The sequence below is a fragment of the Alteromonas sp. McT4-15 genome (assembly GCF_020515205.1).
Classification (GTDB): domain Bacteria; phylum Pseudomonadota; class Gammaproteobacteria; order Enterobacterales; family Alteromonadaceae; genus Alteromonas.
Genome location: NZ_JAJALG010000003.1, coordinates 220,526 through 243,789, shown reverse-complemented (window position 1 = coordinate 243,789; position 23,264 = coordinate 220,526). Strand labels below are relative to the sequence as shown.

25 protein-coding genes are annotated in these 23,264 nt (G+C 45.0%); 11 read left to right on the top strand and 14 right to left on the bottom strand.

Annotated features, from left to right (window positions below):
• The first annotated feature begins 42 nt into the window (after positions 1–42).
• From LHL20_RS04395 to LHL20_RS04365, 7 genes are all read left to right on the top strand, one after another.
• Positions 43–420, top strand: coding sequence for a CidA/LrgA family protein (locus tag LHL20_RS04395; RefSeq protein WP_226432389.1), 378 nt, complete (start codon positions 43–45; stop codon positions 418–420).
• Positions 413–1,126 (top strand): LrgB family protein, encoded by a 714-nt coding sequence (locus tag LHL20_RS04390; protein WP_226432388.1) that lies wholly within the window; start codon positions 413–415, stop codon positions 1,124–1,126. The genes LHL20_RS04395 and LHL20_RS04390 overlap by 8 nt, the downstream gene beginning before the upstream one ends.
• Positions 1,127–1,306: 180 nt before the next feature.
• The gene (locus tag LHL20_RS04385) at positions 1,307–2,302 is read left to right on the top strand and encodes a response regulator (protein ID WP_159623789.1); all 996 of its coding nucleotides are present in this window, start codon (positions 1,307–1,309) and stop codon (positions 2,300–2,302) included.
• Positions 2,302–2,790 (top strand): PAS domain-containing protein, encoded by a 489-nt coding sequence (locus tag LHL20_RS04380; RefSeq protein WP_159623788.1) that lies wholly within the window; start codon positions 2,302–2,304, stop codon positions 2,788–2,790. Before LHL20_RS04385 ends, LHL20_RS04380 begins: the two co-directional genes overlap by 1 nt.
• Positions 2,791–2,989: 199 nt before the next feature.
• On the top strand, positions 2,990–4,699 hold the full coding sequence (locus tag LHL20_RS04375) for an Lcl C-terminal domain-containing protein (RefSeq protein WP_413228879.1): 1,710 nt from the start codon (positions 2,990–2,992) through the stop codon (positions 4,697–4,699).
• Positions 4,700–4,701: 2 nt separating this feature from the next.
• Positions 4,702–5,238, top strand: coding sequence for an Lcl C-terminal domain-containing protein (locus LHL20_RS04370; protein WP_226432386.1), 537 nt, complete (start codon positions 4,702–4,704; stop codon positions 5,236–5,238).
• A 228-nt stretch (positions 5,239–5,466) separates the two neighbouring features.
• Positions 5,467–6,261 (top strand): DUF2884 family protein, encoded by a 795-nt coding sequence (locus LHL20_RS04365; RefSeq protein WP_159623831.1) that lies wholly within the window; start codon positions 5,467–5,469, stop codon positions 6,259–6,261.
• 18 nt (positions 6,262–6,279) lie between these two features.
• Here LHL20_RS04365 and hemW read toward each other — a convergent pair whose 3' ends face one another.
• The 5 genes from hemW to LHL20_RS04340 form a co-directional block, all read right to left on the bottom strand.
• The gene (hemW, locus tag LHL20_RS04360) at positions 6,280–7,419 is read right to left on the bottom strand and encodes a radical SAM family heme chaperone HemW (protein ID WP_226432385.1); all 1,140 of its coding nucleotides are present in this window, start codon (positions 7,417–7,419) and stop codon (positions 6,280–6,282) included.
• Positions 7,412–8,014, bottom strand: coding sequence for an XTP/dITP diphosphatase (locus LHL20_RS04355; RefSeq protein WP_159623784.1), 603 nt, complete (start codon positions 8,012–8,014; stop codon positions 7,412–7,414). The genes hemW and LHL20_RS04355 overlap by 8 nt, the downstream gene beginning before the upstream one ends.
• On the bottom strand, positions 8,011–8,271 hold the full coding sequence (locus LHL20_RS04350) for a hypothetical protein (protein ID WP_226432384.1): 261 nt from the start codon (positions 8,269–8,271) through the stop codon (positions 8,011–8,013). The genes LHL20_RS04355 and LHL20_RS04350 overlap by 4 nt, the downstream gene beginning before the upstream one ends.
• Before the next feature lie 6 nt (positions 8,272–8,277).
• Positions 8,278–9,504 carry an ATP-dependent RNA helicase SrmB gene (srmB, locus tag LHL20_RS04345; RefSeq protein ID WP_226432383.1) on the bottom strand — a complete coding sequence of 409 codons (1,227 nt, stop codon included), beginning with the start codon at positions 9,502–9,504 and terminating at the stop codon, positions 8,278–8,280.
• A 73-nt stretch (positions 9,505–9,577) separates the two neighbouring features.
• Positions 9,578–10,336, bottom strand: coding sequence for a hypothetical protein (locus LHL20_RS04340; RefSeq protein ID WP_226432382.1), 759 nt, complete (start codon positions 10,334–10,336; stop codon positions 9,578–9,580).
• 272 nt (positions 10,337–10,608) lie between these two features.
• Here LHL20_RS04340 and LHL20_RS04335 point away from each other — a divergent pair, with 272 nt between their 5' ends.
• Complete coding sequence (locus LHL20_RS04335; protein WP_226432381.1) at positions 10,609–11,268, top strand: DUF2975 domain-containing protein; 660 nt, start codon at positions 10,609–10,611, stop codon at positions 11,266–11,268.
• A gap of 1 nt (position 11,269) precedes the next feature.
• A complete protein-coding gene (locus tag LHL20_RS04330; protein WP_226432380.1) occupies positions 11,270–11,476 on the top strand; it encodes a helix-turn-helix domain-containing protein in 207 nt (68 codons plus the stop codon).
• Positions 11,477–11,490: 14 nt separating this feature from the next.
• Here the strand turns inward: LHL20_RS04330 and LHL20_RS04325 are convergent, their stop codons facing one another.
• Positions 11,491–12,510, bottom strand: coding sequence for a WD40 repeat domain-containing protein (locus tag LHL20_RS04325; RefSeq protein WP_226432379.1), 1,020 nt, complete (start codon positions 12,508–12,510; stop codon positions 11,491–11,493).
• Positions 12,511–12,535: 25 nt separating this feature from the next.
• Complete coding sequence (locus LHL20_RS04320) at positions 12,536–13,657, bottom strand: CCA tRNA nucleotidyltransferase (RefSeq protein WP_226432378.1); 1,122 nt, start codon at positions 13,655–13,657, stop codon at positions 12,536–12,538.
• A 203-nt stretch (positions 13,658–13,860) separates the two neighbouring features.
• On the opposite strand from LHL20_RS04320, the gene LHL20_RS04315 reads away from it, so the two are divergent.
• Both LHL20_RS04315 and LHL20_RS04310 read left to right on the top strand, forming a co-directional pair.
• Positions 13,861–14,772, top strand: a complete 912-nt coding sequence (locus tag LHL20_RS04315; protein ID WP_226432377.1) for an ExeA family protein — start codon at positions 13,861–13,863, stop codon at positions 14,770–14,772.
• Positions 14,765–15,880 (top strand): general secretion pathway protein GspB, encoded by a 1,116-nt coding sequence (locus LHL20_RS04310; protein ID WP_226432376.1) that lies wholly within the window; start codon positions 14,765–14,767, stop codon positions 15,878–15,880. Before LHL20_RS04315 ends, LHL20_RS04310 begins: the two co-directional genes overlap by 8 nt.
• An 88-nt stretch (positions 15,881–15,968) precedes the next feature.
• Here LHL20_RS04310 and LHL20_RS04305 read toward each other — a convergent pair whose 3' ends face one another.
• The 7 genes from LHL20_RS04305 to LHL20_RS04275 form a co-directional block, all read right to left on the bottom strand.
• Positions 15,969–17,174, bottom strand: coding sequence for an HD-GYP domain-containing protein (locus LHL20_RS04305; RefSeq protein WP_226432375.1), 1,206 nt, complete (start codon positions 17,172–17,174; stop codon positions 15,969–15,971).
• Positions 17,175–17,405: 231 nt separating this feature from the next.
• Positions 17,406–18,011, bottom strand: coding sequence for a 3-isopropylmalate dehydratase small subunit (leuD, locus tag LHL20_RS04300; protein WP_226432374.1), 606 nt, complete (start codon positions 18,009–18,011; stop codon positions 17,406–17,408).
• A 3-nt stretch (positions 18,012–18,014) separates the two neighbouring features.
• Complete coding sequence (leuC, locus tag LHL20_RS04295) at positions 18,015–19,415, bottom strand: 3-isopropylmalate dehydratase large subunit (RefSeq protein WP_226432373.1); 1,401 nt, start codon at positions 19,413–19,415, stop codon at positions 18,015–18,017.
• A gap of 9 nt (positions 19,416–19,424) precedes the next feature.
• A complete protein-coding gene (leuB, locus tag LHL20_RS04290; RefSeq protein WP_226432372.1) occupies positions 19,425–20,522 on the bottom strand; it encodes a 3-isopropylmalate dehydrogenase in 1,098 nt (365 codons plus the stop codon).
• Positions 20,523–22,082, bottom strand: a complete 1,560-nt coding sequence (gene leuA / locus LHL20_RS04285; RefSeq protein WP_226432371.1) for a 2-isopropylmalate synthase — start codon at positions 22,080–22,082, stop codon at positions 20,523–20,525.
• Complete coding sequence (locus tag LHL20_RS04280; protein WP_226432370.1) at positions 22,057–22,290, bottom strand: hypothetical protein; 234 nt, start codon at positions 22,288–22,290, stop codon at positions 22,057–22,059. The genes leuA and LHL20_RS04280 overlap by 26 nt, the downstream gene beginning before the upstream one ends.
• Positions 22,291–22,536: 246 nt before the next feature.
• Complete coding sequence (locus LHL20_RS04275; RefSeq protein WP_226432369.1) at positions 22,537–23,259, bottom strand: hypothetical protein; 723 nt, start codon at positions 23,257–23,259, stop codon at positions 22,537–22,539.
• Between the last annotated feature and the right edge of the window lie 5 nt (positions 23,260–23,264).

Here is a 23,264-nt window from a genome sequence, read left to right as displayed (position 1 = left end):
CTCCTTGGTTACTATTAGCGGCCTAAGAGAAATAGGAAAAACGTGCGACAATTCCTTCACTATGTAGTGGGTGGTGCACTTGTTTTTAGTGCTTATTACCTAAGCCTATTCATTGTGCACGTCACTGCTTTACCTATTCCGGCACCACTACTTGGTTTATTACTCTTGTTAGGCGTGCTGTTTGCCGCGCCCTCGTTCGAGCGTCATGTCGCTAAATTCGCACTTTTCCCTCTTAAGCACATGTCACTATTATTTGTTCCTGCCGTGTTAGGTGTTTCGCTTTACTGGGCAGATATTGTAGAAAATGCTGTAGGCCTATTTATCGCTATTGTTTTAACTACCGCGGTAAGCCTTGGGGCGACGGCATGGTTTTCTCAGCGCCTGTTTATCAAAAAAGGTGACAATAGCCCTTATGATTGAAGCTCTTGAACACGCATTTAGCATTAAGGGAATGGCTTGGCTATTGGTTTCTATTGTAAGTTATATAGTTGCGCTAAAGGTGCACCTGCGTCTGAATAACCATCCCATATCTCATCCGCTCATTATTACCGCCACTACTGTGGGCTTGTTTTTATTCATTTCACAAACTAGCGTAAGTGACTATCAGTTGCATGCTTCGCTTTTACATTGGCTACTCGGGCCTGTGACAGTGGCTTTGGCGCTGCCTATCTTTCGGCAATGGAAAATACTTAAGCATTACGGATGGCGGTTACTGTTGAGCATTGCTTTTGGCGGCGTAATAGCACCGGTAAGTGCATGGTTTTCACTTTTTTTACTCGATGCACCTGTAGCGATGCAGCTAACTATGCTTGCGAAATCCATCACTACGCCGTTAGCAATGGAAGCGTCTGCGCATATTGGCGGCATTCCTGCGTTGGCGGCGGTTTTTGTGATTGTGACTGGCGTGGTAGGCGCTATCTTGTCAGGGACTGTATTTGCGTTTCTTTCAATTGTAAATAAAAAAGCGCAAGGAATAGCGTTGGGTACGGTTGCACATGCCGTGGGCACTGCCAAAGCAATTCATATGGGAGACGATGTTGCTGCTATGGCAACACTTGGGCTGTGCGTTAATGGTGTCTTTACCGCCTTTGTTCTTCCACTATTATTCAATGCTTACTTTGCTTGAAAATGTAAAAGCTGCTGGCAAATTTCTACAAAAGTGCTATTTGTTAGAGTGATGTTTAGTAGCACAATATAAACAACTGCAAATCGTCTCTTCAGTTAAACGAAGTAATGCCGATACAATGCTAATAAGTGAAAATTTCGGTGAAAGCTGGTTTCAAAAACTAGGTGGTAAAAGAGCTTAATGTTTTCTGTTCTCGTCTGCGACGACTCGTTAGTTGCACGTAAACAAGTTGCCAAATGCCTTCCTCAAGATTGGGAAGTTGCGGTGCACTTTGCAAAAAATGGCCAAGAGGCGCTCACTGCACTTGCTGAAGGTAAGGGGGATCTCCTTCTTCTTGACCTCAATATGCCAGTTCTTGATGGTTATGGCACACTGGAGGCAATCAAAAAGCAAGGTCTTAGTACCAAGGTAGTTGTGGTTTCTGGGGATATTCAGCCGGAAGCACACGAGCGCGTTACTGCTTTGGGGGCACTAGACTTTATTCGAAAGCCGGTGGATCCCAAAACACTTGCCGACGTGCTAGATAAGTTCAATATTCTGCATGCCGAAGAAGAAGTTCAAGAGGAAGCATCGCCACTCGACCCAGATATCCGCGATTGTTATCAAGAGATAACCAATATTGCTATGGGGCAAGCAGGGGATCACCTTGCGCGCATCATGAATGTGTTTGTTGAATTGCCCATCCCGAATGTAAATCTTATCGAAGTGTCTGAACTTCACATGATGCTTTCCGACATCGAAAGTCACGAACAGGTTACCGCAGTTTGCCAGGGCTTCTTGGGCCCGGGTGTAAGTGGTGAAGCCTTGTGTATTTTAAGTGACTCAAGTTTTGATGATGTTGCTAAAATTCTTAACGTAGAAGGCGAAGTTGACGACCAGTTACAGCTAGAGCTGTTGATGGACGCTGCCAGTATTTTGATTGGAACCTGTTTAACCGGCCTTGCTAATCAAATGGATATTAACTTCAGCCAAGGTCATCCGATTGTATTAGGTCAACACAGGGCAATCACTGAAATAATTAGCATGAATCAAATTAAGTGGAAGCGAACCCTGGCCATTGAGTTGAGCTACGGTTTGGAAGGCTACAATGTGCAGTGTGACCTTATTTTGCTTTTTACTGAAGAGTCGATGAAGATGATGAATTCGAAGCTTGCCCACTTGTTGGAGGACTTTTAATGAGCCAACATTTAGACGAGTTGCAAGAATTCCACTGGATGATGGACATGTTGCAGTCTGTCGACGTGGGTATCGTTGTTCTTGATCGCAACTTTTCAGTGCAAGTGTGGAACGGTTTCATGGAAAGTCACAGTGGCCTTTTGCCCAGTGAAGTTCGCGACAAATCGCTTTTCACCTTGTTCCCCAGCATCAAACAAGATTGGTTTATGAAGAAGGCCAAGCCTGTGTTTGATCTCAAAACCCGTGCATTTATGACATGGGAACAACGCCCTTATCTATTTAAGTTTCCTAACTATCGGCCGATTACAGGAAGTGAGTCTTTCATGTATCAAAACATCACATTGTCGCCGCTGACTTCAGCGACTGGCAAAGTAGATTATATCAGCATGATGATTTACGACATGACAGATGTGGCAGTAGGTAAAAAGCAATTGGAAGCGCTACAGGTAATGATCTCAGAAGCGCAAGAATCTAAACGCTCGCTCTAACCTACCATGACAGTGGCCATCGTGACATAAAGGGTATAGTTGGCCCGCCATCAACGCCACATTGTTCTAGCTTTAACAAATACACGTTTTTTCGTGTTTAACACGTTAACGTGTGTGGAGAGTTTTTATGCCATTTAGCCATAATACGCATAGCAGCATTGGCGTTATCTTATTTCGAGCAGTAGCGATTTTTGGGGCAATGTTAATGTTATTTGCCTGTGGTGGTGGCGGTAGCGACAGCAGTTCCGGTGATGGCTCGGGCTCTGGCAACTCTACCCTTGTGGTAAGTGCAGGACCAAATGCCACAGTGACTGAAGGCGTAACGTATACATTGAGTGCTGAAGTTAGCGGCGGCGATGGCACCTATACGTACAACTGGAGCGCTTCACCCTCTCTTACTATTACTCATGAAGACACCAGTTCGCCTGCAGCCAGTTTTGTTGCGCCAGCTGTCAGTAATGCTACGCAATACACGCTTACTGTATCAGTGAATGATCAAAGCGGTAATACGGCAAGCGACGCAACTGTTATTACTGTTGCACCCGTTAACATTGCGCCAGAAGCCAGTATCGACGTACCGCAATGGGATGGCCTTTCGGCGAATACGTTCCCTGGTGGTGTCGAAATTGTGTTTGATGGTTCAGGCAGCACAGACCCCGATGCGGCATCATCTGAGTCATCTATTTCTGATTACAGCTGGTCTCAAACAAGTGGAACCAATGTAATAAGCGGAGTAGACACGAACCTTTCTACGTTAACTATTGTCACGCCTGTTGCCAACGACTCGCAAACACTTTCTTTTACGTTGATGGTAACCGACTTAGAAGGTGCAACCGATACTGACACAGTAACTATTACGGTACAGTCACAGCAAGACACAGTGCCCGTTGTAAATGCGGGATATTCGCAAGGCGTGTTCAGCGGCGAAGTGGTTATCTTGGATGGTGAAGCTAGTACTAGCATTAGTGACGCAGAACCACTTGTTTATTCGTGGGAAAGAAGCAACAACATAAGTACAACTGCGCAATCAGCAAAGCAAAACCCCGTTTATAGTAATGCCATTGATGATGATACTGCTCTGTCTACATTTGCCATTGCTCCAATGGTATCGGCCGCGACAGTAGTGACTTACACCCTTACGGTAACCGACGCAAACGGCAATAGTGTTGAGGATACTATTAACGTACAAATTCGCCCTATGCCCACACCGCTTATAAACGATACCGGCTTTTTACAGCAGGCCACTAACGATGCGCTAACACAAGCTCAACAGAACGACTTTCCCGGTCAAGACGGCCAGCGAGGTGCCGACATCATTGAGCAAAACGGTTTTATTGAAAAAGCGGGAAGGGGCAAGGCTGGGTTTGATTTCACCCGCCTTAATGCCAATGGCGATGAACAAGACGGCTCTGCTGATAGCTGGTCATGTGTTCGCGATAACGTGACAGGGCTTGTGTGGGAAGTGAAAGCCGATGATGGTAGTTTTCAAGATGGTGGATTTACTTATTCGTGGTACAGCGAAGAAGTGAACGGCGGTTTTGAAGGCGATGAAACCGGTGCTAACGCAACTTGTTTACTCACAAACTGCAACACCTCAGCTTATGTGGCCGCTGTTAATGCCCAGGGCCTGTGTGGGTTTTATGATTGGCGACTGCCTACCCACCACGAGCTTTTCTCGTTAATGCATTTAGGTATTGCCGACGATGTTGCTATTGATGAAGACTATTTCCCAAATACCGGAAGCGTATCGACAGAGCCTTTATGGTACTGGACGTCAGTACCAAGCGCAGACGGTGTAAACAGCGATAATGCGCAAAATGCATGGGCATTAGATTTTGACTCTGGTGTGGATAATTTTCTCAATAAATCTACTGCCGCACGAGTACGGTTAGTAAGAGCAGGGCGATAATTATGAAAAAGCGAAAAGAAGGTAAAACATTTTTATCTGCATTGTTGGTGGCCGCTAGCATGTTGGTTTCGTTCGCTGTGAATGCTCAGGAATGTTTGTCTGATGGGTTAGAGACAACCCCTAACGATAACTTTTCAGCGGTAACATCAAGTACCTTGCTAGATACAACTACTGACCTTGTTTGGCGCAGATGCTCTGAAGGGCAAACGTGGAACGGGTCAACGTGTAGTGGTGAAGCGGTCAAATACACATGGCAGCAGGCACTGCAGTTAGCACAACAAGCAAGTAACGAAGATTTACTAGGTTGGCGATTGCCAAACGTTAAAGAGTTAGCCACGCTAACGGAGCGCGACTGTGTGCGTCCGGCCATAAATACGTCACTTTTTCCTGCAACGCCTCCAGATGACTTTTGGACATCAACACCGTCGGTTGATGACCCTGATAGGGCATGGGTAGTGGCGTTTTTTAACGCAAGTCATTCAATTAAAGAGAAAGACCGATTCATTTACGTGAGATTAGTGCGCACGTACACCGAGTAAAATCGACGCGTCGTACCGCGCTTTTTACAGTCAGTAATTGTTGATGAAATGACAAAGCAGACTTAATACTAGTCTTTGGTATAAGATACTTACCTAACACTTTTACTCTGAAAAGCACGCACTATAATGCGTGCTTTCTTTTTAGCTCATGTTCAACCTGATTTTTAGCACGTTAGACTCATGATGGCTTTCATTTTTCCATAAGCTAGCCACAATGTTGTTATGAAAATGATATCGCGCCTAAAGGCTGCACTCTTCACAATTTGTTTGTTCGCTGGACTCTCTACATCGGCGCAGGCTGAGTATACCTGCAACATCGACTTTGCATACGGCATTGCCGTGAACAAAAACCAGCTTAGGGTAATGGATAAAACCCGCACCGTACTTCAAATAAATAATCAGTCTCAACTTTTCATTGGCGGTCGCTGGCAAACATTAGATGATGAACAGCGAAAATGGCTTTATGAGTATTCTTCTGGTTTGCATTATGTAGTGCCAAAAATGATAGTGCTTGCAACAGAAGGTGTCGACTTGGCAATAGATACCATTGAGCATGTGTATTTAGGTTTAGTGGGTAGCGATCACGAAAGCTATGAGCGTTTGAACACGGCCATGAAACGGGTTCAAAATCGCGTTAAAGATAAATTTAGGCACGCCAGTAACCACTATTTCATAGGCCCCGGATCGCTGGAGAGTGTTGATGACTTCGTTGATAGTGAAATTGAAGCGCAATTAGAAGAAGCTATTTCCACGTCTGTTGGTGGTATCTTATCTGCGATTAGTGGCATTAATACGAATAGCGGCGAAGTGAACCAAGAGAAAGTGGCTGAAATAACCCGTCAGCTTAACAATGTTGGTGAACAGTTAGATGTGGGCGATAAAGCCACAACTTTGCGAAAGAAAGCTGAGTGGTTCTGTGAGAAGTTAAAACGCTTAGATATAGCCGAAGAAAAGCTACGAGAATCAGTGCCAGCGTTTGAGGCTTACAACATTATTACGGTTCAAAAAAGAAAGCCCGATTAAATCGGGCTTTTTTGTGCGCTATACAAAACACGAGAGTAAAGAATTAAGGTATCTTCTACCTTTATGGGTTACCTGCCAGTGACTGTTGTTAGCGGTAAGTAAACCTTGTTGCTGTGCATCATCGAGTGCACGCTTAACATCCGTTGATAAACTAATGCCAGTGAAGCTGGTAAAGTCCTCAATAGGGCAGGGTTCAACCAATCTAAAGCGGTTCATAAAAAACTCAAAGGGAAGGTCGTCACTGGCAACCCGCGTTTCGCTATCTAAATATGGCCGGCTTATTTCCATATAGCCGCGAGGGTGCTTAACTTTTACTGTTCTATGTATAGTGCCATTTTGGGCATCTGTTATTTTGCCATGCGCACCACATCCAATACCAAGGTAATCTCCAAAACGCCAGTAGTTCAAATTGTGACGGCATTGATGGCCCGTTTTTGCATAACCTGATATTTCATATTGATGGTAGCCAGCCGCTTCTAAAAGCGCGTGACCTTTTTCCTGAATGTCCCATAACACATCGTCATCAGGGAGTTCAGGAGGACGAGAATAAAAAGGCGTGTTTGGCTCAATCGTAAGCTGATACCAAGACAGATGATAAGGGTCTAGCGCAATGCCTTGCTGCAAATCAGCCATTGCATTGTCGACGCTTTGCTCTGGCAAGCCGTGCATAAGATCTAAATTAAATGTGGGCAGGCCCGCGCTGTGTGCTTGCTTTACGGCATTTTCGGCTTGGCTTTCGTTGTGAATACGACCAAGCACTTTTAGGTGCTTTGGCTGAAAGCTTTGAATGCCCACAGATATTCGATTAACGCCAGCCTGATAAAAGCCGGCAAATCGTCCTGCTTCTACCGTACCTGGGTTGGCTTCCATAGTAATTTCAGCGTCATCGCTTAAGTTAACCCTTGCTTTTACACCGTTTAAAATATCGGCCATGGCGTCTGGGGAAAACAAGCTGGGTGTGCCACCACCAATAAAAATGGTTTCTACTGGGCGATCGCCAATGCGCTTGGCGTCAATGGCTAAGTCATCTAACAGGTGTGCAACGTACTCTTTTTCGGGAAGCTCAGACTTAAGCCCATGAGAGTTGAAATCACAGTAAGGGCACTTCTGCACACACCAGGGTATGTGAATGTAAAGGCTAAGCGGAGGATTACGCAAAGTTGGCTCTCATGCTATCAAGCAAAATGGCCAATGCCTTACCGCGGTGGCTAATGCGGTTCTTTTCTGCTTTTTCAAGCTCTGCCGCGGTACAGCTATGGCTAGGCACAAAGAATACTGGGTCGTAGCCAAAGCCGTCAGTACCAGAGCGCTCGGTAAGTATTTCACCTTCCCATTTTCCTTGGCTAACTAAAGGAACAGGATCATCTGCGTGGCGCATAAACACTAATGTACAGAAGAAATGGGCTTTACGTTTGGCTTCGCCATCAAGCGAAGTTAGCAGCTTGTCGATGTTAGAATCGTCTGTGGCATCAGCGCCAGCATAACGGGCTGAGTAAATACCAGGTGCACCACCAAGAGCATCTACTACTAAGCCTGAGTCGTCAGCAATAGCAGGAAGACCTGTTACCTGTGCCGCATGGCGAGCCTTAATGATGGCATTCTCAACAAAGGTAGTGCCTGTTTCAGGCACATCAGATACCCCTAATTCTTTTTGCGCAACAACGTCTACACCATAATCAGCAAACAGTGACGCGAACTCGCGCACCTTGCCTTGATTACCCGTTGCTAAAACAATTTTCTCAGGAAATTTCATAGTACTCTCTTTTCAATTGGCTGCGAGGCCGCGCGATGAACATCGGCTGCGGGAGGGGCAATGCTTCCACAAACACGCTGTAAACACGTCCGTGTGCGCTCCGCTGCCGCATCCATGCGGCAGAGGGTTTGCTCCAGCATTGCCCCTCCCACATCCTCGTACATCACGCGATCTCGTGCGCTTTCTTTGTAGTGCTTAGATTCAGGGCGAGTATCAAAAGAAAATATGCTTTCTTTAGCTCGCACACCCTGATTCATGCTTATTTACTTACGCTTTTTTGGCTTTGCTTTGCTCTTGGCTTTGTCTTTGGCCTTTACTTTTTTCTTTTTCGGGCCAATCTTTGGTGTTTTGTTTTTGGGGCGAAGCTCATCAATAACACGGGCTTTTAATGGCTCACCCATGTAGCGCGCTACTTTCGCTACCATTTCAAAGTCGTGCGCTTCAACTAACGAGATAGCAGTGCCTTTTGCGCCAGCACGACCTGTTCTACCAATACGGTGAACGTAAACATCGGCTTTGCGCGGCATATCAAAGTTAATTACATGGCTTACGTTTGGTACGTCAATACCGCGTGCCGCGACGTCTGTGGCAAGTAAGATAGGTACTTCACCGCTCTTGAAACGCGCTAGTGCTGCAATGCGTTTATCTTGAGGCATTTCACCCTGTAGCCAACACACTGGAATGTCTTTTGATGCCAAAAAGTCTTTTAACATTTGCAGACGGTCGCGGGTTTTAACAAAAACTACCGTTGTGGTGGTAGCTTCTTGCTGAAGAATATTAACCAACAGGGCTTGCTTGTGGTTCATGTCATCAGCAAGGTGATACCACTGGTGAATTTTGTTTTTCTCTTTGCGCGAAGGGTTTGCTTCGATAACTTCTGGATTGTTCAGAATCTCATGAGCAAAGTTTCTAACGCCTGCACCTTCTAACGTAGCTGAAAACAATAAATTCTGTTTGCGCCAGCGTGCTTCCGCTGCAATTTGATTCACTACGGTGGAGAAGCCCATGTCTAGCATGCGATCGGCTTCATCAAGAATTAGGCATTCGATATCACGGCAGTCCGCGGTTTCTTTCTCGATGTGTTCAAGTAGACGACCAGGCGTTGCAACAAGAATGTCTAAGTTTTTGCTCAAGGTTTCTTTGTCGGTACCATAGTTAATACCGCCGGTTATTACACCGCACACAATTTGAGTGTGTTTGGTCATAGCTACGGCTTGCTCGTATACCTGAAGCGCTAATTCACGAGTCGGCGTTAAAATTAAAATGCGCGTGGCACCCGGTTGCTTGCGAGGGTAGTCGAGCAAAAACTGACACGCAGGTAGCAAGAACGCCGCTGTCTTACCTGTACCTGTTGGCGCTGATGCCAAGATATCCCGCCCATCTAGTGCGTGCGGGATCACTAATTCTTGTATGCTAGTTGGAGTTTCAAACCCCATATCGGCAACTGCGTGGCACAGTGCTTCGTCTAATTCGAGTTCTTCGAAAGTCATAGTATAAAAAACGCTCTAAATGAATGGGGCGTATTGTAGCATTGCTGCGCCAAAACATAGAGAAAAACTGCGTTTAAATTCGAACACCATGGGTAAATACACATTCTGGTGCCAACGGGTTAGCACTATTGGCATTGAGCAACTGTAAGTGGATAAGACTGAGTTTACTTACTTGGTCTTCGCTCAGCTCGCGCGATATTTCAAAGTAGTAGTTCGCATAGGGTGAGTTTAGCTCTCGCAATTCAAGGTAGGGGAATTGTCGGTATTTCCAGTGACCTTGTGCGCTAACAGTGGACTCATCGATTTCAAGGGTAAGTTGATAGGTTCCGTCTTTATTCAAACGTAACCGTTGGCCTTCGCCACATTCCTTACTTACGTAGCTATGTACAAGGTCTTGAGCAAGTAAGGTGCCTTTGGGGCGTTTTCCATCAGGAAATAAGAAAACAGCGAGTGAGTTTTTGGTATACCAATGATTACCCTGTGAAAGTGGTTGGACACTATTTATTGGTAAACCATTAGATTTGGCGGCATCGCTGGTGTAGTCGATGGCTTCTGGCGCTTGCAATAACAGCGAGTACAGTAGCGTATTTGAGGTTATGGTAGTAGGGAATTCAAAATCATTTACTTCAACGTTCAGCCCTTTTTCACTGAGGCTTTCACTTAACGATTGCACTTGCGAAGGCGCTATGTATTTTCCGTAAATATGTACAGTGGGTTTGCTGGTGCAACCTGCAATGGTTAATAAGCATAGCAGTAGTCCGATACCGTTAAATACAGTATTAGTGAGTAAGTGTGTTATGTGTTTCGAATAAAGTGTTTTAGATATTGTCACAATGCATCACCCTCATGCTTTTTGAAATTAGACTGGACTTCATCTTGTTGTCATTTGCTTCTTTTTTTATCTTGTGATTACATTTGTAATCTTTGCTGGGTAGCATAGCGATAAGGGATATGAAAGCAAAGTGTTTTTTCGAAATTACATAGTGGTTACTTATTTCTTTGTATTGATAAACAAAAATGTTTTATTGTTTATCAATAAAGTTTTGTTGTTTTGTAATAAATTTGCGCTATAGTTGGTGAGTGAATTTTGAACAGGGTTTCGCTATGGACACGAACACTACAACAACACCTATATTGGCCTTGCGGTTAAAAAAACTATTTGATGGGGTATTTTATCTTTTTGGTGCACTGATGTTTGTTGGGCTAGTGATGATAATCGTCGTAGGTCTCAGTATTCCGTCTGACCAAGAGGCTCGTCATACGGATATTAATTATCCACTGAATTTTAGGGTATTACCTAGTGATGAAGTCGCGAATGCACCAGAGAACGATACAAATAAGATCAGTGAAATCATACAAGGCCAAGCAGAAATAAAGCTCAACAATACGCTTGGTAAATCGGCTTGGTATATTTCTAACTTTATTTATGTTCTTCAAGCCATTGTTGTGATGATTACGCTTCATTACTTACGAAAGTTGTTCGCTAATTTTGCTCAGCGCCACTACTTTACGCAAGCTAATGCAATGTATATCAGGCGTATCGCGTTTATCGTTATAGGGAGTTGCGTTGTATACCCTATCGTTATTTATTCTGGTGGATTAATGATTTTGAACGACATTGGCAGCTTTAATGCTCAAATCGAGCTATCTCCCTCAATATCTTTACCTATTACCGGGCTGATTATAGGGTTGGCGTTGTTGGTGCTTGCGCAGCTATTAGACGAGGCCGTGGAAATTTATAAAGAGCAGACGCTGACAATTTAAAATGAAGAAAACAATAAAAATAAATTTAGATATGGTGATGCTTCAACGAAAAATGTCACTAACTGAGTTGTCAGAAAGAGTGGGTATTACTATGGCCAACCTTTCTACCCTTAAAACAGGAAAAGCAAAGGCAATTCGTTTTAGTACCTTGCTCGCGTTGTGCGAGGCCCTTGACTGCGAGCCGGGTGATTTAATTCAAACGGAGTGACTTATTTATTGGGCTCAAGGTGTAACAATCAATGCTCTGTAATCCCAGCTTTGCAAAACACCGTCAGATGAAAGAGTAACAAGGTCACCGTCGTTGTTTATTGTTAACGCATGAGTGGTGGCCTCGCTTGAGTAACGTGTTATTTCCCACGATGCTTGCTCTTCGCCGGTGTTGGCATTCCACAGGGTTACTACAGATTTAGGTGACGTGGTTACAAGGTACTCACCATTTTCAAGAAATAATCCCTTTCTAAAAAAGCGAAACCGCTCAAAAAACGAAAGTTCTGAAATTACTGCATTGTGGGCAAGGTCAATAATTTCGTGGCTGTTCAGTGCATCAGATATAAACGCACGTTGTGATTGTGAATCTATCACCGATGCCGTGATGCGACTGCGATAGTGCCGTTGATGCACTACATCATTTTGCGTTAAATCCCATAAGAACCATTGTTTGTCTATACCACCTGCGAATGCGTAGCTTTCGGATGCATACCCCACGTGAAGTACTTTCATTGTATTGTGGCTGAATTGCAAAGCAGTTCCTTGTGCAAAGTCTAACTCGAGTACGGTTCCATCAGTCATACCAACCAGCGCACTGTCGCCCTCGGGAGAAAGCTGCATTGATGAAGCCGTAGCACCAGAGTCTTTCCCGTGAAACTGCCAGCTACCTAATATCTTACCCGTATGCAGGTTTATTAATGTGGTACTCCAATGCCCTGTAACCGCCAGCCATTTTTTGTTGTTTGAGAGTGTGATGATAGCTAGCGCTTCTTGGCCCAGTTCATCCTGACGCCATATATATCGTTGTTGCTTGCTATTGGTGTCCCACACTGACACAGAATGATCATTATGGATAAAGGCTGCCAAGCTGGCGTCACTAGATAATGCTGCTTGTTTAACAGGAATTTTGGCTAGTCGAGTTTCTTCAACAGGAAATACAGGCGCGTCTTCTTTACAACCTTGCTGCATGACAAGTAGTAAACTAACGATAAATGCAGTCAGCGTTTTGCGAACAAGTGCGTCATAACTAAGCATTGGGTTCTCTTGGTGTTTATTATTCTTATTCTGTAGCTATTTGTGCAATTGCGGCTAGTCTTGCATCTTCTAATGCAGGCTTTATGGCAGGTCCTTTTATGCCTTGAGCAATGATCTGTTGAACGTCAACCTGTGTCGCGGCATTTAATGCTAAAAGGATTTGCTCTCTGCGTATGTCCCAGTTCATACCGTGGTATTGTGCGTAAGGTGCAACAGCATCAAGTACCATCAAAAAGCGCTCTGCTCGCCGCCACGCGTCACATCCATTAAAAAGGGTAAGCAATGCTTGAGCTGTATTGTCTTTCTCTAGCAATAACGCCTTAAATTTGCACACTAGCAGCGCGACATCACTCACTTGGTTTTGCACTTTTAGTCGTGTACACAAGCTCTTAACTTCATCCTCAGAGAGGTGTGCGGTTAGTGCCGCGAATCTAACTGTTAGGCTATTTGTGTTACTGCAGGGTTTTATTGTTGCAGACAGAGCCAAGGTTGGTATGGCGTCTTCAATGGTTGGTACAATTTCACAAAACCAGTCTTCAAGCGCGTGTACGTTGCTCAGTACTTGGAAAAATACTTCAGGCGTTTTTTCTTGTAGGCTTCGTTTGGTCTCTTGCCATACTCGTTCCGCCGTGAGGCTTTTAAGCTCCCCACTTTTTGCCATCGTTGTCATTAGCGCTTCTGTTTCTTGCGCAATGGTAAACCCTAAATAGGCATAGCGTGCTGCGAATCGAGCCACACGGAATACGCGAAGAGGGTCTTCGCTAAACGCATCAGACACGTGACGTAATATACGAGTTTCAAGATCTACTCGACCGTTATACGGGTCGATAATAGTGCCACTGCTATCTTGCGCCATGGCATTCACAGTAAGGTCGCGCCGCATAAGATCTTCTTCCAGCGTGACTGAGGTTGACGCATCACAAATAAAGCCCGTATATCCTTTTCCTGATTTTCTCTCTGTTCGCGCAAGGGCATATTCGTCAGAGGTTTTTGGGTGCAAAAATACCGGAAAGTCTTTACCTACCTGCGTATAGCCTTGGCGTAACATTTCGTCTGGCGTTGCGCCCACTACTACATAGTCGCGTTCTGTAATATCGCGATTAAGTAAAGCATCGCGCACTGCACCGCCTACTAAATATACCTGCATGCTGCCTCGTATAAACCTAACTGAAAGAAAAAGGTGGTACTGAATAACCACTAAAGAATAAATATGACGCGAAGTATACCAATCTTAAAGATAATTTCGCAGTGTATGGGCTTTCTGCTCCATTCATTATTGTTTCAGTGCTTTCACTAAGGCCTAGCGTCTGGTAGTTTAATCGTCGTTTTTAACTATTTTTAGCAGCGACCATGTATTTGAATTACTTCGGGTTAAGCGATAATCCTTTTTCTATCGCGCCAAACCCCGATTATTTGTATATGAGCCCTAGGCACAAGGAAGCGTTAGCCCATTTAACGTTTGGGCTAAGAGAAAGCGGCGGTTTTGTGATGCTTACAGGTGAAGTAGGTACAGGCAAAACAACGGTGTCGAGAAAGCTACTTCAGCAGCTACCTGATAATACGCAGGTGGCTATGATCTTAAACCCAACGCTTTCTGCGCTTGAGCTTTTGGCAACGGTGTGTGATGAACTCGGGCTTGAGTATCAGCCTCAACAAGCCAGTCTTAAATACTTCACTGACTTAATTCTTAGTAAGTTAGCCGAAAACCATCAAGCGGGTATTAACACGGTATTAATGGTGGACGAGGCGCAACATTTATTACCTGAAGTGCTTGAGCAACTTCGCTTGCTAACCAATTTGGAAACTAACCGTGAAAAGTTACTTAAGGTAGTGCTGATAGGTCAACCAGAACTACAGCAATTATTGAAGCGTAATGAGTTACGCCAACTCGCACAGCGTATTACTGCAAGGTACCACCTTCTGCCGCTAACCGCGCCAGAAGTGAGCGCTTACATAGCACACCGTCTCAGCGTGGCTGATGGCGACATAAGCATTTTCAGCAAGTCGACACTGCGTGCGGTCCATCAAATTACGGGCGGTATTCCTCGCGTGATTAACTTGTTGTGCGACAGAGCACTGACATTATCGTTTACTAAGCAACACGCGGTAGTACAAAAGCCCATATTCTTAGCGGCTGCAGAGCAAATCTTAGGTGATGACGTAGTGAGTCAGCGCGTACAAAGTCACCGTAAGTGGGTGTTAGTGGCGACCTTTGTAATAGCAATTCTGTGTGGCTATGGGGTAGGGAGCTTGTATGTCTAATGTAGTTTCAATAGATAAGCTCAAGCCTGGCATGGTGATCGTTCAAATCACTCAACAAAATGGACCGGTCAAAATAAGAAAGTCTGGGCTTGTGACAAGTGAGGCCATGGTGCAGGGCTTGTCTGAAATGGGTGTCCAAGAACTGGAAATCGACCCTGAGCAAACCGTAGAAATAGCCCCAGCGGTAGGGCAGCATCGCACGCAAACACAAGCGTTACTTCGTGGTCAGTACGACACTTCAGCTAAGTTTGATAAATCGCTCAATGAACAGTTTAATCGCAGCTTATTTCTGCCAACGGTAGAGAGTCTTCCCTCGGCATGGAAAATATACAGTAAGCAGGTGGCAACGTTTGCCATTGTCATCTTTGGTGGTTTGGCTATTGGGTTTACGGGTGCAACAACCGAGCGATGGTGGCCTGTTATCACAGGTGAATTGTCAGAAAGTTCTGTAGCCCAAAATGTATCACCCGCCTCAGATGTTGCGCCTAGTGGGCCTATCAGGGAAAAAGCGGTCTCAAATAATGATAGTGGACAAGTTGCTAAAGGCGATTTGAGTACAGAGGTAAAAACAGCGCCTGAATCGGGTACAAATTTAGATACTCCCTCGGCGGGTAGCTTGTCAGAACCGGGTGTTCAAAACAACGCGCTTGAATCTGCGCAAGTGCCTTCTGTTAATAATACGCCCGTGGCTCAGCCTCAAACACCAGACAATGACTATGAGGGAAGAGTATTAAATAACGGGCAAAGCAATTCAGATGTATCAGTGTCGCCTGAATTGATGGCAAAATTCAACGCTGCGGTAAAAGCGCTCGACTCGCAAGCTCGCGAAGATACTCAAGAAGCTGAGATTCCCGTAACCACGAGAGATGACATCCCGCGTGTAGATCAACTTCCAGTGCGACTTTTGACGCGTCTACCCACCATGAACTTTAGTGCGCACATGTATGCGTCGCGCCCAGCTGATAGGTGGGTACGTGTGAACGGCCGACAAATGGGAGAAGGCGAGTGGATTGCTGATAAGGTGCAAATTATCAACATTGAAGCCCAGCGTGTTGTGCTGTCTTTTGAAGATGAACTCTTTACTATGGCGGCATTGACTGATTGGTAAACGCTAACCTAGTCGAGAACCAAAAAGGCCACATGTGTTTATCGCTGTGGCCTTTTTTAGTTTTATCGATGACTAAGTTAGATGAAATTTAGATAGGCATTTGGTTAACGAAAACGTCTTTAAAAAACTTAGGAAGGTTCAAATTGAATTCTTCTGGCCTAACACCTGATACAATTTCGTCGTCGTGAACGCTCAAGTCTATGCGCTTCACTTCATTAAAATGTTGTGATGTAACACTGTAGAACGTCATTATCTGAGGACTCACAGGATCTTTCGGATTAACTCTACTGACAATGCCTAATTTTCCACTTTTCAGTCTTACGAGTGAACCTACTGGGTGAACGCCAATACATTGAATAAACTGTTTTACTAGGTCTTGGTCGAGGTGTTCTGAATTGGTCAAGCGTTTGAGTGCCTGCGACGGTGTAATGCTGTCTTTGTGTTGACGGTTAGACGTCATGGCATCGTACGCGTCTACAATAGCTGCAATACGTGCAAACTCACTTATCTCTTCACCAGTAAGGCCTTTCGGATAACCGCTGCCGTCCACGTGTTCGTGATGCTGTTCAACAATGTTAAGAGATAAGTCTGATATCTCGCCGCATTGCTCAACAAGGTCTACACCAATTTCCACATGGGTTTTCATGACTTCCCAATCGTCACTAGAAAATTTTCCCGTATTGTTTCGTATTTCATCTGGAAGCGATGACATGCCAATATCCATCAGCAAAATGCCTAAGCTAACTTGTTCTATGGTATCTCTGTCATAACCGAGGTACTCGCAAAATATACCGCCTAAAATGCTGCAATTTATTGAGTGCTCCAACAAGTACTTATCGGTTTCTTTTATCATCGTCAGACAGCTAAGCGCGTCTTTGTTGTCAAAAACACTCTCTATTAAGCTTTCAGATAACGACTCCATGGGCGATAAGTCTTTTACTGCACCGTTTTTAAGGCCTTTCAAAAAACTGCTCTGTATTGTCAGTGCATTTTCGTAAAGATCGCTCGCCTCGCTAATGGATTCTCTGCCAACGGGCTTGGCAACTGCTCTAGGGCGGTCTTCTTTGACTTCATCTTGAGGTGCAGGCGGAGGCGTTGGGGTCTTTTTTTCTGGCAATTTTGATTTCGCCATATCAACTTCAAGCAATAAAATGCCTTTTGCTTTTAAGGTATCAATTATGGCTTGAGTTTTGACAATGCCCTTTGAGCGCATTTTAAGCGCTCCAGTTTGTTCAAGTACTTGATTGACGTACATCCCTGGTATCAATTCATCAATGGGTACTTGTTCTAGCATTATCTCTCCTGTGAGTCTTGGTACGACGGCTTTATACTAATTACAATAGGTGTGAATGCTACGATAATCCACTGAAAAAGGTGAGTTCTTTCGTCTTTTTTTTAACTCAATTAGCCTTAGTATATGCGAAAAAAAACGACATACACAGTGTTTAGCTTTCTGTATATGCCGTTATTGATGCGCTTAGCTGGTTGTAAGGTTAAAACGGTAACAACTGCCCGCTATTTCAAATTACAGCCATGAAGGCTGCTTCTTCTCAAAGGCTTCAATAGCGCTTGTAAGCTCTAGCGTTTGGCCGATGGCATCTAAACCCTTAATAAGGTTATTTTTGTGGTGCTCGGCAATATCGAAGCCGAAGCTGGTATCGTTGAAGTTCACAGTTTGTGCGGGAAGATCAACCGTAATCTTAGTTGCTGGGTCTGCCTTAACCGCAGCAAATAAAGCGTCCATTTGTTCGCTCGATAGTGCCACTGGCACTAACTGGTTATTAATGCAGTTACCGTAAAAAATATCTGCAAAGCTGGTGGCAATTACCGTTTTAAAACCAAAATCGGCCAGCGCCCATGGTGCGTGTTCACGGCTTGAGCCACAGCCAAAGTTTTCGCGAGCTAGTAGTAGACTTGCGCCTTTGTGCTCAGGCTTGTTTAACGCAAACGCTGGGTTTGGCTCTTTTTCTTCTAGATCCAAATAGCGCCAGTCGTGAAACAAATGTTTGCCGTAGCCAGCACGAGTTACACCAGTTAGAAACTGTTTTGGAATTATTTGGTCGGTATCGACATTGGCCTGATCAAGTGGCGCAGCAATGCCTGTGTGTTGTGTAAAACCTTGTTCAGACATAACTTACTCCTGATAATCTCGTACGTCAGCAAAGCGACCAGTAATCGCCGCAGCCGCTGCCATTGCAGGGCTTACCAAGTGAGTGCGTGCACCGCGGCCCTGTCGGCCTTCAAAGTTTCGGTTACTGGTAGAAGCACATCTATCGCCCGCTACTAATTTGTCGTCATTCATGCCAAGGCACATTGAGCAGCCTGGCAAACGCCATTCAAAACCCGCATCGATAAATATTTTATCTAAGCCTTCTGCCTCTGCTTGGCGCTTAACATTACCCGACCCAGGAACCACAATGGCAGTTACTGAATCGGCTACTTTGCCGCGCTTGGCAATTTGTGCGGCGGCGCGCATATCTTCAATACGCCCGTTGGTACATGAGCCGATAAATACGTGGTTTACGGCAACGTCGGCAAGTTTTTCGCCTGGTTTTAGACCCATGTATTCAAGCGCTTTTACTGCACTTTCTTTTTCAATCGGATCGCTAAAATCTTCTGGTGCAGGTACAGGGGTGTTCACGCCAATAACCTGACCCGGGTTGGTACCCCACGTAACTTGAGGTGCAATGTCGGCGGCTTCTAGTTCAACCACTGTGTCGAATGTTGCGCCTTCTTCGGTGTAAAGGGTTTTCCAGTAAGCGACTGCGTCTTCCCAGTCTTGGTCTTTAGGTGCGTATTCGCGACCTTCAAGGTAGGCGAAAGTTTTTTCGTCTGGTGCAACAAGACCTGCCTTGGCCCCAGCTTCGATGCTCATGTTACACACGGTCATGCGCTCTTCCATGCTTAAACCGCGAATGGCTTCACCCGCATATTCAATGACATGGCCAGTAGCGCCGGCGTGGCCAATTTTACCAATAATGGCAAGAATGATGTCTTTTGCGGTTATACCAACCGGAAGCTTTCCATTTACGTTGATTAGCATGCTTTTCGCGCGGCTTTGCTTCAACGTTTGTGTAGCCAGTACGTGCTCTACCTGAGAAGTACCTATACCAAAAGCTAGTGCCCCAAATGCACCATGGGTTGCAGTGTGAGAGTCGCCACACACCACGGTCATACCTGGCTGAATTAATCCTAATTCCGGGCCCATGACGTGCACAATACCTTGCTTTTGGTGACCTACTGGAAAAAGCTGTATGCCGTGTTCTTCGCAGTTTTTAGCCAAGGTTTGTAGCTGAAGCGCGTTAGCTGGCCCACATGCGTCGATTGCTAGTGAGCGGGTTGATATACTGTGATCCATGGTACCAACGGTGCGATCAGGACGTCGTACTTTACGGCCTTTTTCATTAAGCCCAGCGAACGCCTGAGGCGACGTCACCTCGTGAATTAAGTGACGGTCGATATAAATTAAGCTGTCTTCACCAATTTGGTCGATAATGTGGGCTTGCCACACTTTGTCATATAAGGTCTTGGCCATGAGGTTTTTTTACTCCTGCGCCATTAATTGTTTAACGATTTCATCGCCTACTTGAGACGTGCTTGCTGCTTGGCTGCGTTTGTCAGAAGGGAGTAACTCGCCTGTAAGTACACCTGCTTCTAATGTTGCAACAACGGCTTTTTCAATAGCGTCTGCAGCATCATTCAAGTTCATGCTAAAACGCAGCATCATGGCGGCTGATAGAATTTGTGCGATAGGGTTTGCAATGCCTTGGCCAGCAATATCAGGCGCTGAACCGCCTGCTGGCTCGTAAAGACCAAAGCCATCTTCGTTCATACTTGCCGATGGCAACAAACCCATAGAGCCTGTCATCATGGCGCATTCATCAGAAACGATATCGCCAAAAAGGTTTGAACACAGCATGACATCGAACTGTGCTGGGTTTTTCATTATTTGCATGGTGGCGTTATCGATATAGATGTGGTCAAGCTCAACATCCGGGTAGTCTTTTGCTACTTCCTCTGCAATTTCACGCCATAAACGACTGGTTACCAGTACATTGGCTTTGTCCACCGACGTTACTTTACCACGACGTTTTTGTGCCGCTTCAAACGCTGCAATAGCAATACGGCGAATTTCACGTTTGCTATAGCGCATAGTGTCATACGCGAACTCTTCTTCGCCTTCACCTTCACGGCCTTTTGGCTGACCAAAATAAATGCCGCTTGTTAATTCGCGCACTACCAAAACGTCTACGCCTGATTTGGCAATGTCTTCTCGAAGGGGAGACAAGCTCTCAAGGCCCGGGTAAATACGCGCTGGGCGTAAGTTACTGAATAAGTCAAAATGGCTGCGAAGGGTAAGCAGCGCGGCACGTTCTGGGCGTTGTTCAAGCGGTAATGTGTCCCACTTAGGGCCGCCAATGCTACCAAATAAAATGGCATCGGCTTGCTCGCAACCTAATAGCGTTTTTGAGGGCAAGGCTTCGCCTTCAGTATCAATGGCGTAGCCACCTACCGGATATGCAGTGCGGTTTAAGGTGACGTTAAACTTCTTTTCAACAGCATCTAAAACCTTGTTGGCTTCCTGCATAACTTCTGGGCCGATACCGTCTCCGGCTAATACGGCAATTGAATACTGGCTCATTTAAACTCCTGCAACGCGTTCTTGTTGGTTTTTCTGCTGATCGATTTTGTCAGCTAAATAAGTGTTGTTTAGTACAAATATCAGTGCTTTTACACCGGCTTCTACGATGTCTGTGGCAAGGCCAATGCCGTGAAAACGGCGACCTTTGTAAGTGGCAATAACGCTCACCTGTGCCAAGGCGTCGGCACCTTCACCTTTTGAATCTAGTTTAAAGTCGACAACTTCTAAATCTTCGTGACCTAGTATAGACATAATGGCTTTATAAGCTGCGTCTACCGGGCCGTTACCAATGCTGGATTGGGTAATCTCTTCAGTGCCCACTTTCATTTTTACCGTAGCGCTTGGGATAATTTCACGCCCTGAGTTCGCTTGAAGATAAAGCAACTGGAAGTGTGCTTGGTCGTGCTTTTGTTTGTCAAAGAATAACAAGGCTTCTAGGTCGTAGTCGTACACTTGGCCTTTCTTATCCGCTAACTTTAAGAAGGCGTCATAGACTGCTTCTAGGTCGTAGTCTTCGGTCTTGTAACCAAGCTCGGTTAAGCGATGTTTGATTACATGACGACCCGAGCGAGAGGTAAGATTAAGGTTGTTCTTATTTATACCCACACTTTCTGGGGTCATAATCTCATACGTGTTTTGCGCTTTTAAGACACCGTCTTGGTGAATGCCTGACGAGTGACTAAACGCATTTGCACCCACAATGGCTTTGTTGGCTTGAACCGGCATATTACAAAGCTGGCTGACCAGCTTCGATGTACGTGAAATCTCAGTAGAATTAATGTTGGTGTCAAAACCTAGCATGTTCTTACGGGTTTGTAAGATCATGGCTATTTCTTCAAGTGATGCATTACCGGCACGCTCGCCGATACCGTTTATTGTACATTCGACCTGCCTTGCACCTTGCTCTACCGCAGCCAATGAGTTTGCTACCGCTAATCCTAAATCGTTATGACAATGTACCGAGATAGTTGCTTTATCTATGTTAGGGACGCGATTAAACAATTGCTGAATAATGCCGCCAAACTCAGTTGGTGTGGTGTAACCTACTGTATCTGGAATATTTACTGTCGTAGCGCCAGCGTTAATAGCCGCTTCAACCATACGACATAAGTAATCGATATGGGTTCTCCCCGCGTCTTCACATGAAAACTCTACGTCATCGGTATATTGTCTGGCGTGTTTTACTGCCTTTACCGCCATCTCTACAATTTCGTCTTGAGACTTTCGAAGTTTGGCGCCTACGTGAATTTCAGACGTCGCAATAAAGGTGTGAATTCGGAACTGTTCTGCAACGCTCAATGCTTGTCCACACGCGTCGATATCACCTGGCAAGGCACGAGATAGCCCACAAACAGTGGAGTTTTTAACCTCCTTTGCAATCATTTGTACGGAACGGAAGTCTCCCGGTGAAGATACGGGAAAGCCTGCTTCAATAATATCAACGCCTAAGCGTTCGAGCGCCAGTGCAATCTGTAACTTCTCTTTGGCACTTAGGCTGGCAGGCAGCGCCTGCTCGCCGTCTCGCAATGTGGTATCAAAGATCTTCACTTGATTTGTCATGACGCTCTCTCAGTTGAATAGTTAAAAAAAAACCCGTGCTTGGCACGGGTTTTTGTATGTTTAATCGCTGGTCGCAATCTACCCGTGCAGTCTGGCTGCCATAAGGAGTAGAGATAGAAGAATGAAACGAATACGCATGTGCTGTTGTTTCTTTGCTGACCAAGTTGATAGCGACAATGTAACCATGTGAGCGCAACAGGTCAACCATTGATTTCTATAATGACTATATTTTTCGTGTATAACTTTTTTATTTTGATTATTTAGGATGTTTATCCTAAAAGTGACGGTGCTAATAGGGGAAATTGGAATTTTTGGCAAGTGAGTTTTGACTTTAGCGACGCTTTGACGGTGCGATTAGGATGGATGTACTAAATTGGTGTGGTGTGGTGTGGGAGGGTTGTGATTTTGGTTTTATATGCGTTTTATGTGATTTTTTATGCTGTGTGTTGTGCGGTTACTTCTTCAAAATTGAAAAGTTCTTCCAATTTATTTGTGTCGATAAGCGCATCTCCCGGAGAGTTAGTGCTCGAGGAGTTCGCTTGGCTTTGAAACCCCACATATGTCCGCAGCATGCTGCGCTCATAATAGTTTTAACGGGTCTAAGTAATATTCTTTTTTCTATTGATAGAGGGCTAGTTGGAGACGACTTCTCGCTATGGGTATCGGATTGAATAATGTCCCCATTATTTGAAAACCAACCGCTCTTGTTGAGATGCAATTGCGTGTTATCTTGACTAGCCATATCAATAGAATCCAGTTCGATATGCGAACCTTCAATGCTCAAAACTAAAACAGGAACGACAAGGCCATACTCTGCATGTTTCTTGTACCAAGTTTTTCGTTTATCAGTGTCATCTAAGTGATTAATTCCAGGACATTTTGCCATTTGCTTTGCAAGCCAGCTGCCATTGTGTGTATCGACTTCTAGTGGTGTCGGGTTGGGTGATGTTTGATTATTGACCATATATCGAGCAATAGCTTTAACATGATAGGGCAGACCGCCCATTCGTCGTTTAAGTAACGATAGATTTTTTATTTCACCGTGGGCAAGAGAGATGATTTCTCTTTCATACAAGGCCGTACATATCTCATTGAACTGAGGGTGGCTTGAGCCTAGTTCGCCTGCTTCATTAAAAAAGCCAACTTGAGAGTGGGAAAGTTTGTCGCCTACAGCCATTGGGG

Bases quoted from the DNA above. Each gene is read 5' to 3' on its own strand.
- srmB (WP_226432383.1), bottom strand. From the start codon at position 9,504: ATGACTTTCGAAGAACTCGAATTAGACGAAGCACTGTGCCACGCAGTT.
- LHL20_RS04370 (WP_226432386.1), top strand. From the start codon at position 4,702: ATGAAAAAGCGAAAAGAAGGTAAAACATTTTTATCTGCATTGTTGGTG.
- LHL20_RS04390 (WP_226432388.1), top strand. From the start codon at position 413: ATGATTGAAGCTCTTGAACACGCATTTAGCATTAAGGGAATGGCTTGG.
- LHL20_RS04325 (WP_226432379.1), bottom strand. From the start codon at position 12,510: ATGCTTAGTTATGACGCACTTGTTCGCAAAACGCTGACTGCATTTATC.
- leuB (WP_226432372.1), bottom strand. From the start codon at position 20,522: ATGAGCCAGTATTCAATTGCCGTATTAGCCGGAGACGGTATCGGCCCA.
- LHL20_RS04330 (WP_226432380.1), top strand. From the start codon at position 11,270: ATGAAGAAAACAATAAAAATAAATTTAGATATGGTGATGCTTCAACGA.
- LHL20_RS04355 (WP_159623784.1), bottom strand. From the start codon at position 8,014: ATGAAATTTCCTGAGAAAATTGTTTTAGCAACGGGTAATCAAGGCAAG.
- LHL20_RS04315 (WP_226432377.1), top strand. From the start codon at position 13,861: ATGTATTTGAATTACTTCGGGTTAAGCGATAATCCTTTTTCTATCGCG.
- LHL20_RS04385 (WP_159623789.1), top strand. From the start codon at position 1,307: ATGTTTTCTGTTCTCGTCTGCGACGACTCGTTAGTTGCACGTAAACAA.
- leuD (WP_226432374.1), bottom strand. From the start codon at position 18,011: ATGTCTGAACAAGGTTTTACACAACACACAGGCATTGCTGCGCCACTT.
- leuA (WP_226432371.1), bottom strand. From the start codon at position 22,082: ATGACAAATCAAGTGAAGATCTTTGATACCACATTGCGAGACGGCGAG.
- LHL20_RS04305 (WP_226432375.1), bottom strand. From the start codon at position 17,174: ATGCTAGAACAAGTACCCATTGATGAATTGATACCAGGGATGTACGTC.
- LHL20_RS04310 (WP_226432376.1), top strand. From the start codon at position 14,765: ATGTCTAATGTAGTTTCAATAGATAAGCTCAAGCCTGGCATGGTGATC.
- LHL20_RS04275 (WP_226432369.1), bottom strand. From the start codon at position 23,259: ATGGCTGTAGGCGACAAACTTTCCCACTCTCAAGTTGGCTTTTTTAAT.
- LHL20_RS04335 (WP_226432381.1), top strand. From the start codon at position 10,609: ATGGACACGAACACTACAACAACACCTATATTGGCCTTGCGGTTAAAA.
- LHL20_RS04375 (WP_413228879.1), top strand. From the start codon at position 2,990: ATGTTAATGTTATTTGCCTGTGGTGGTGGCGGTAGCGACAGCAGTTCC.
- leuC (WP_226432373.1), bottom strand. From the start codon at position 19,415: ATGGCCAAGACCTTATATGACAAAGTGTGGCAAGCCCACATTATCGAC.
- LHL20_RS04350 (WP_226432384.1), bottom strand. From the start codon at position 8,271: ATGAATCAGGGTGTGCGAGCTAAAGAAAGCATATTTTCTTTTGATACT.
- LHL20_RS04365 (WP_159623831.1), top strand. From the start codon at position 5,467: ATGATATCGCGCCTAAAGGCTGCACTCTTCACAATTTGTTTGTTCGCT.
- LHL20_RS04280 (WP_226432370.1), bottom strand. From the start codon at position 22,290: ATGGTTGACCTGTTGCGCTCACATGGTTACATTGTCGCTATCAACTTG.
- LHL20_RS04320 (WP_226432378.1), bottom strand. From the start codon at position 13,657: ATGCAGGTATATTTAGTAGGCGGTGCAGTGCGCGATGCTTTACTTAAT.
- LHL20_RS04380 (WP_159623788.1), top strand. From the start codon at position 2,302: ATGAGCCAACATTTAGACGAGTTGCAAGAATTCCACTGGATGATGGAC.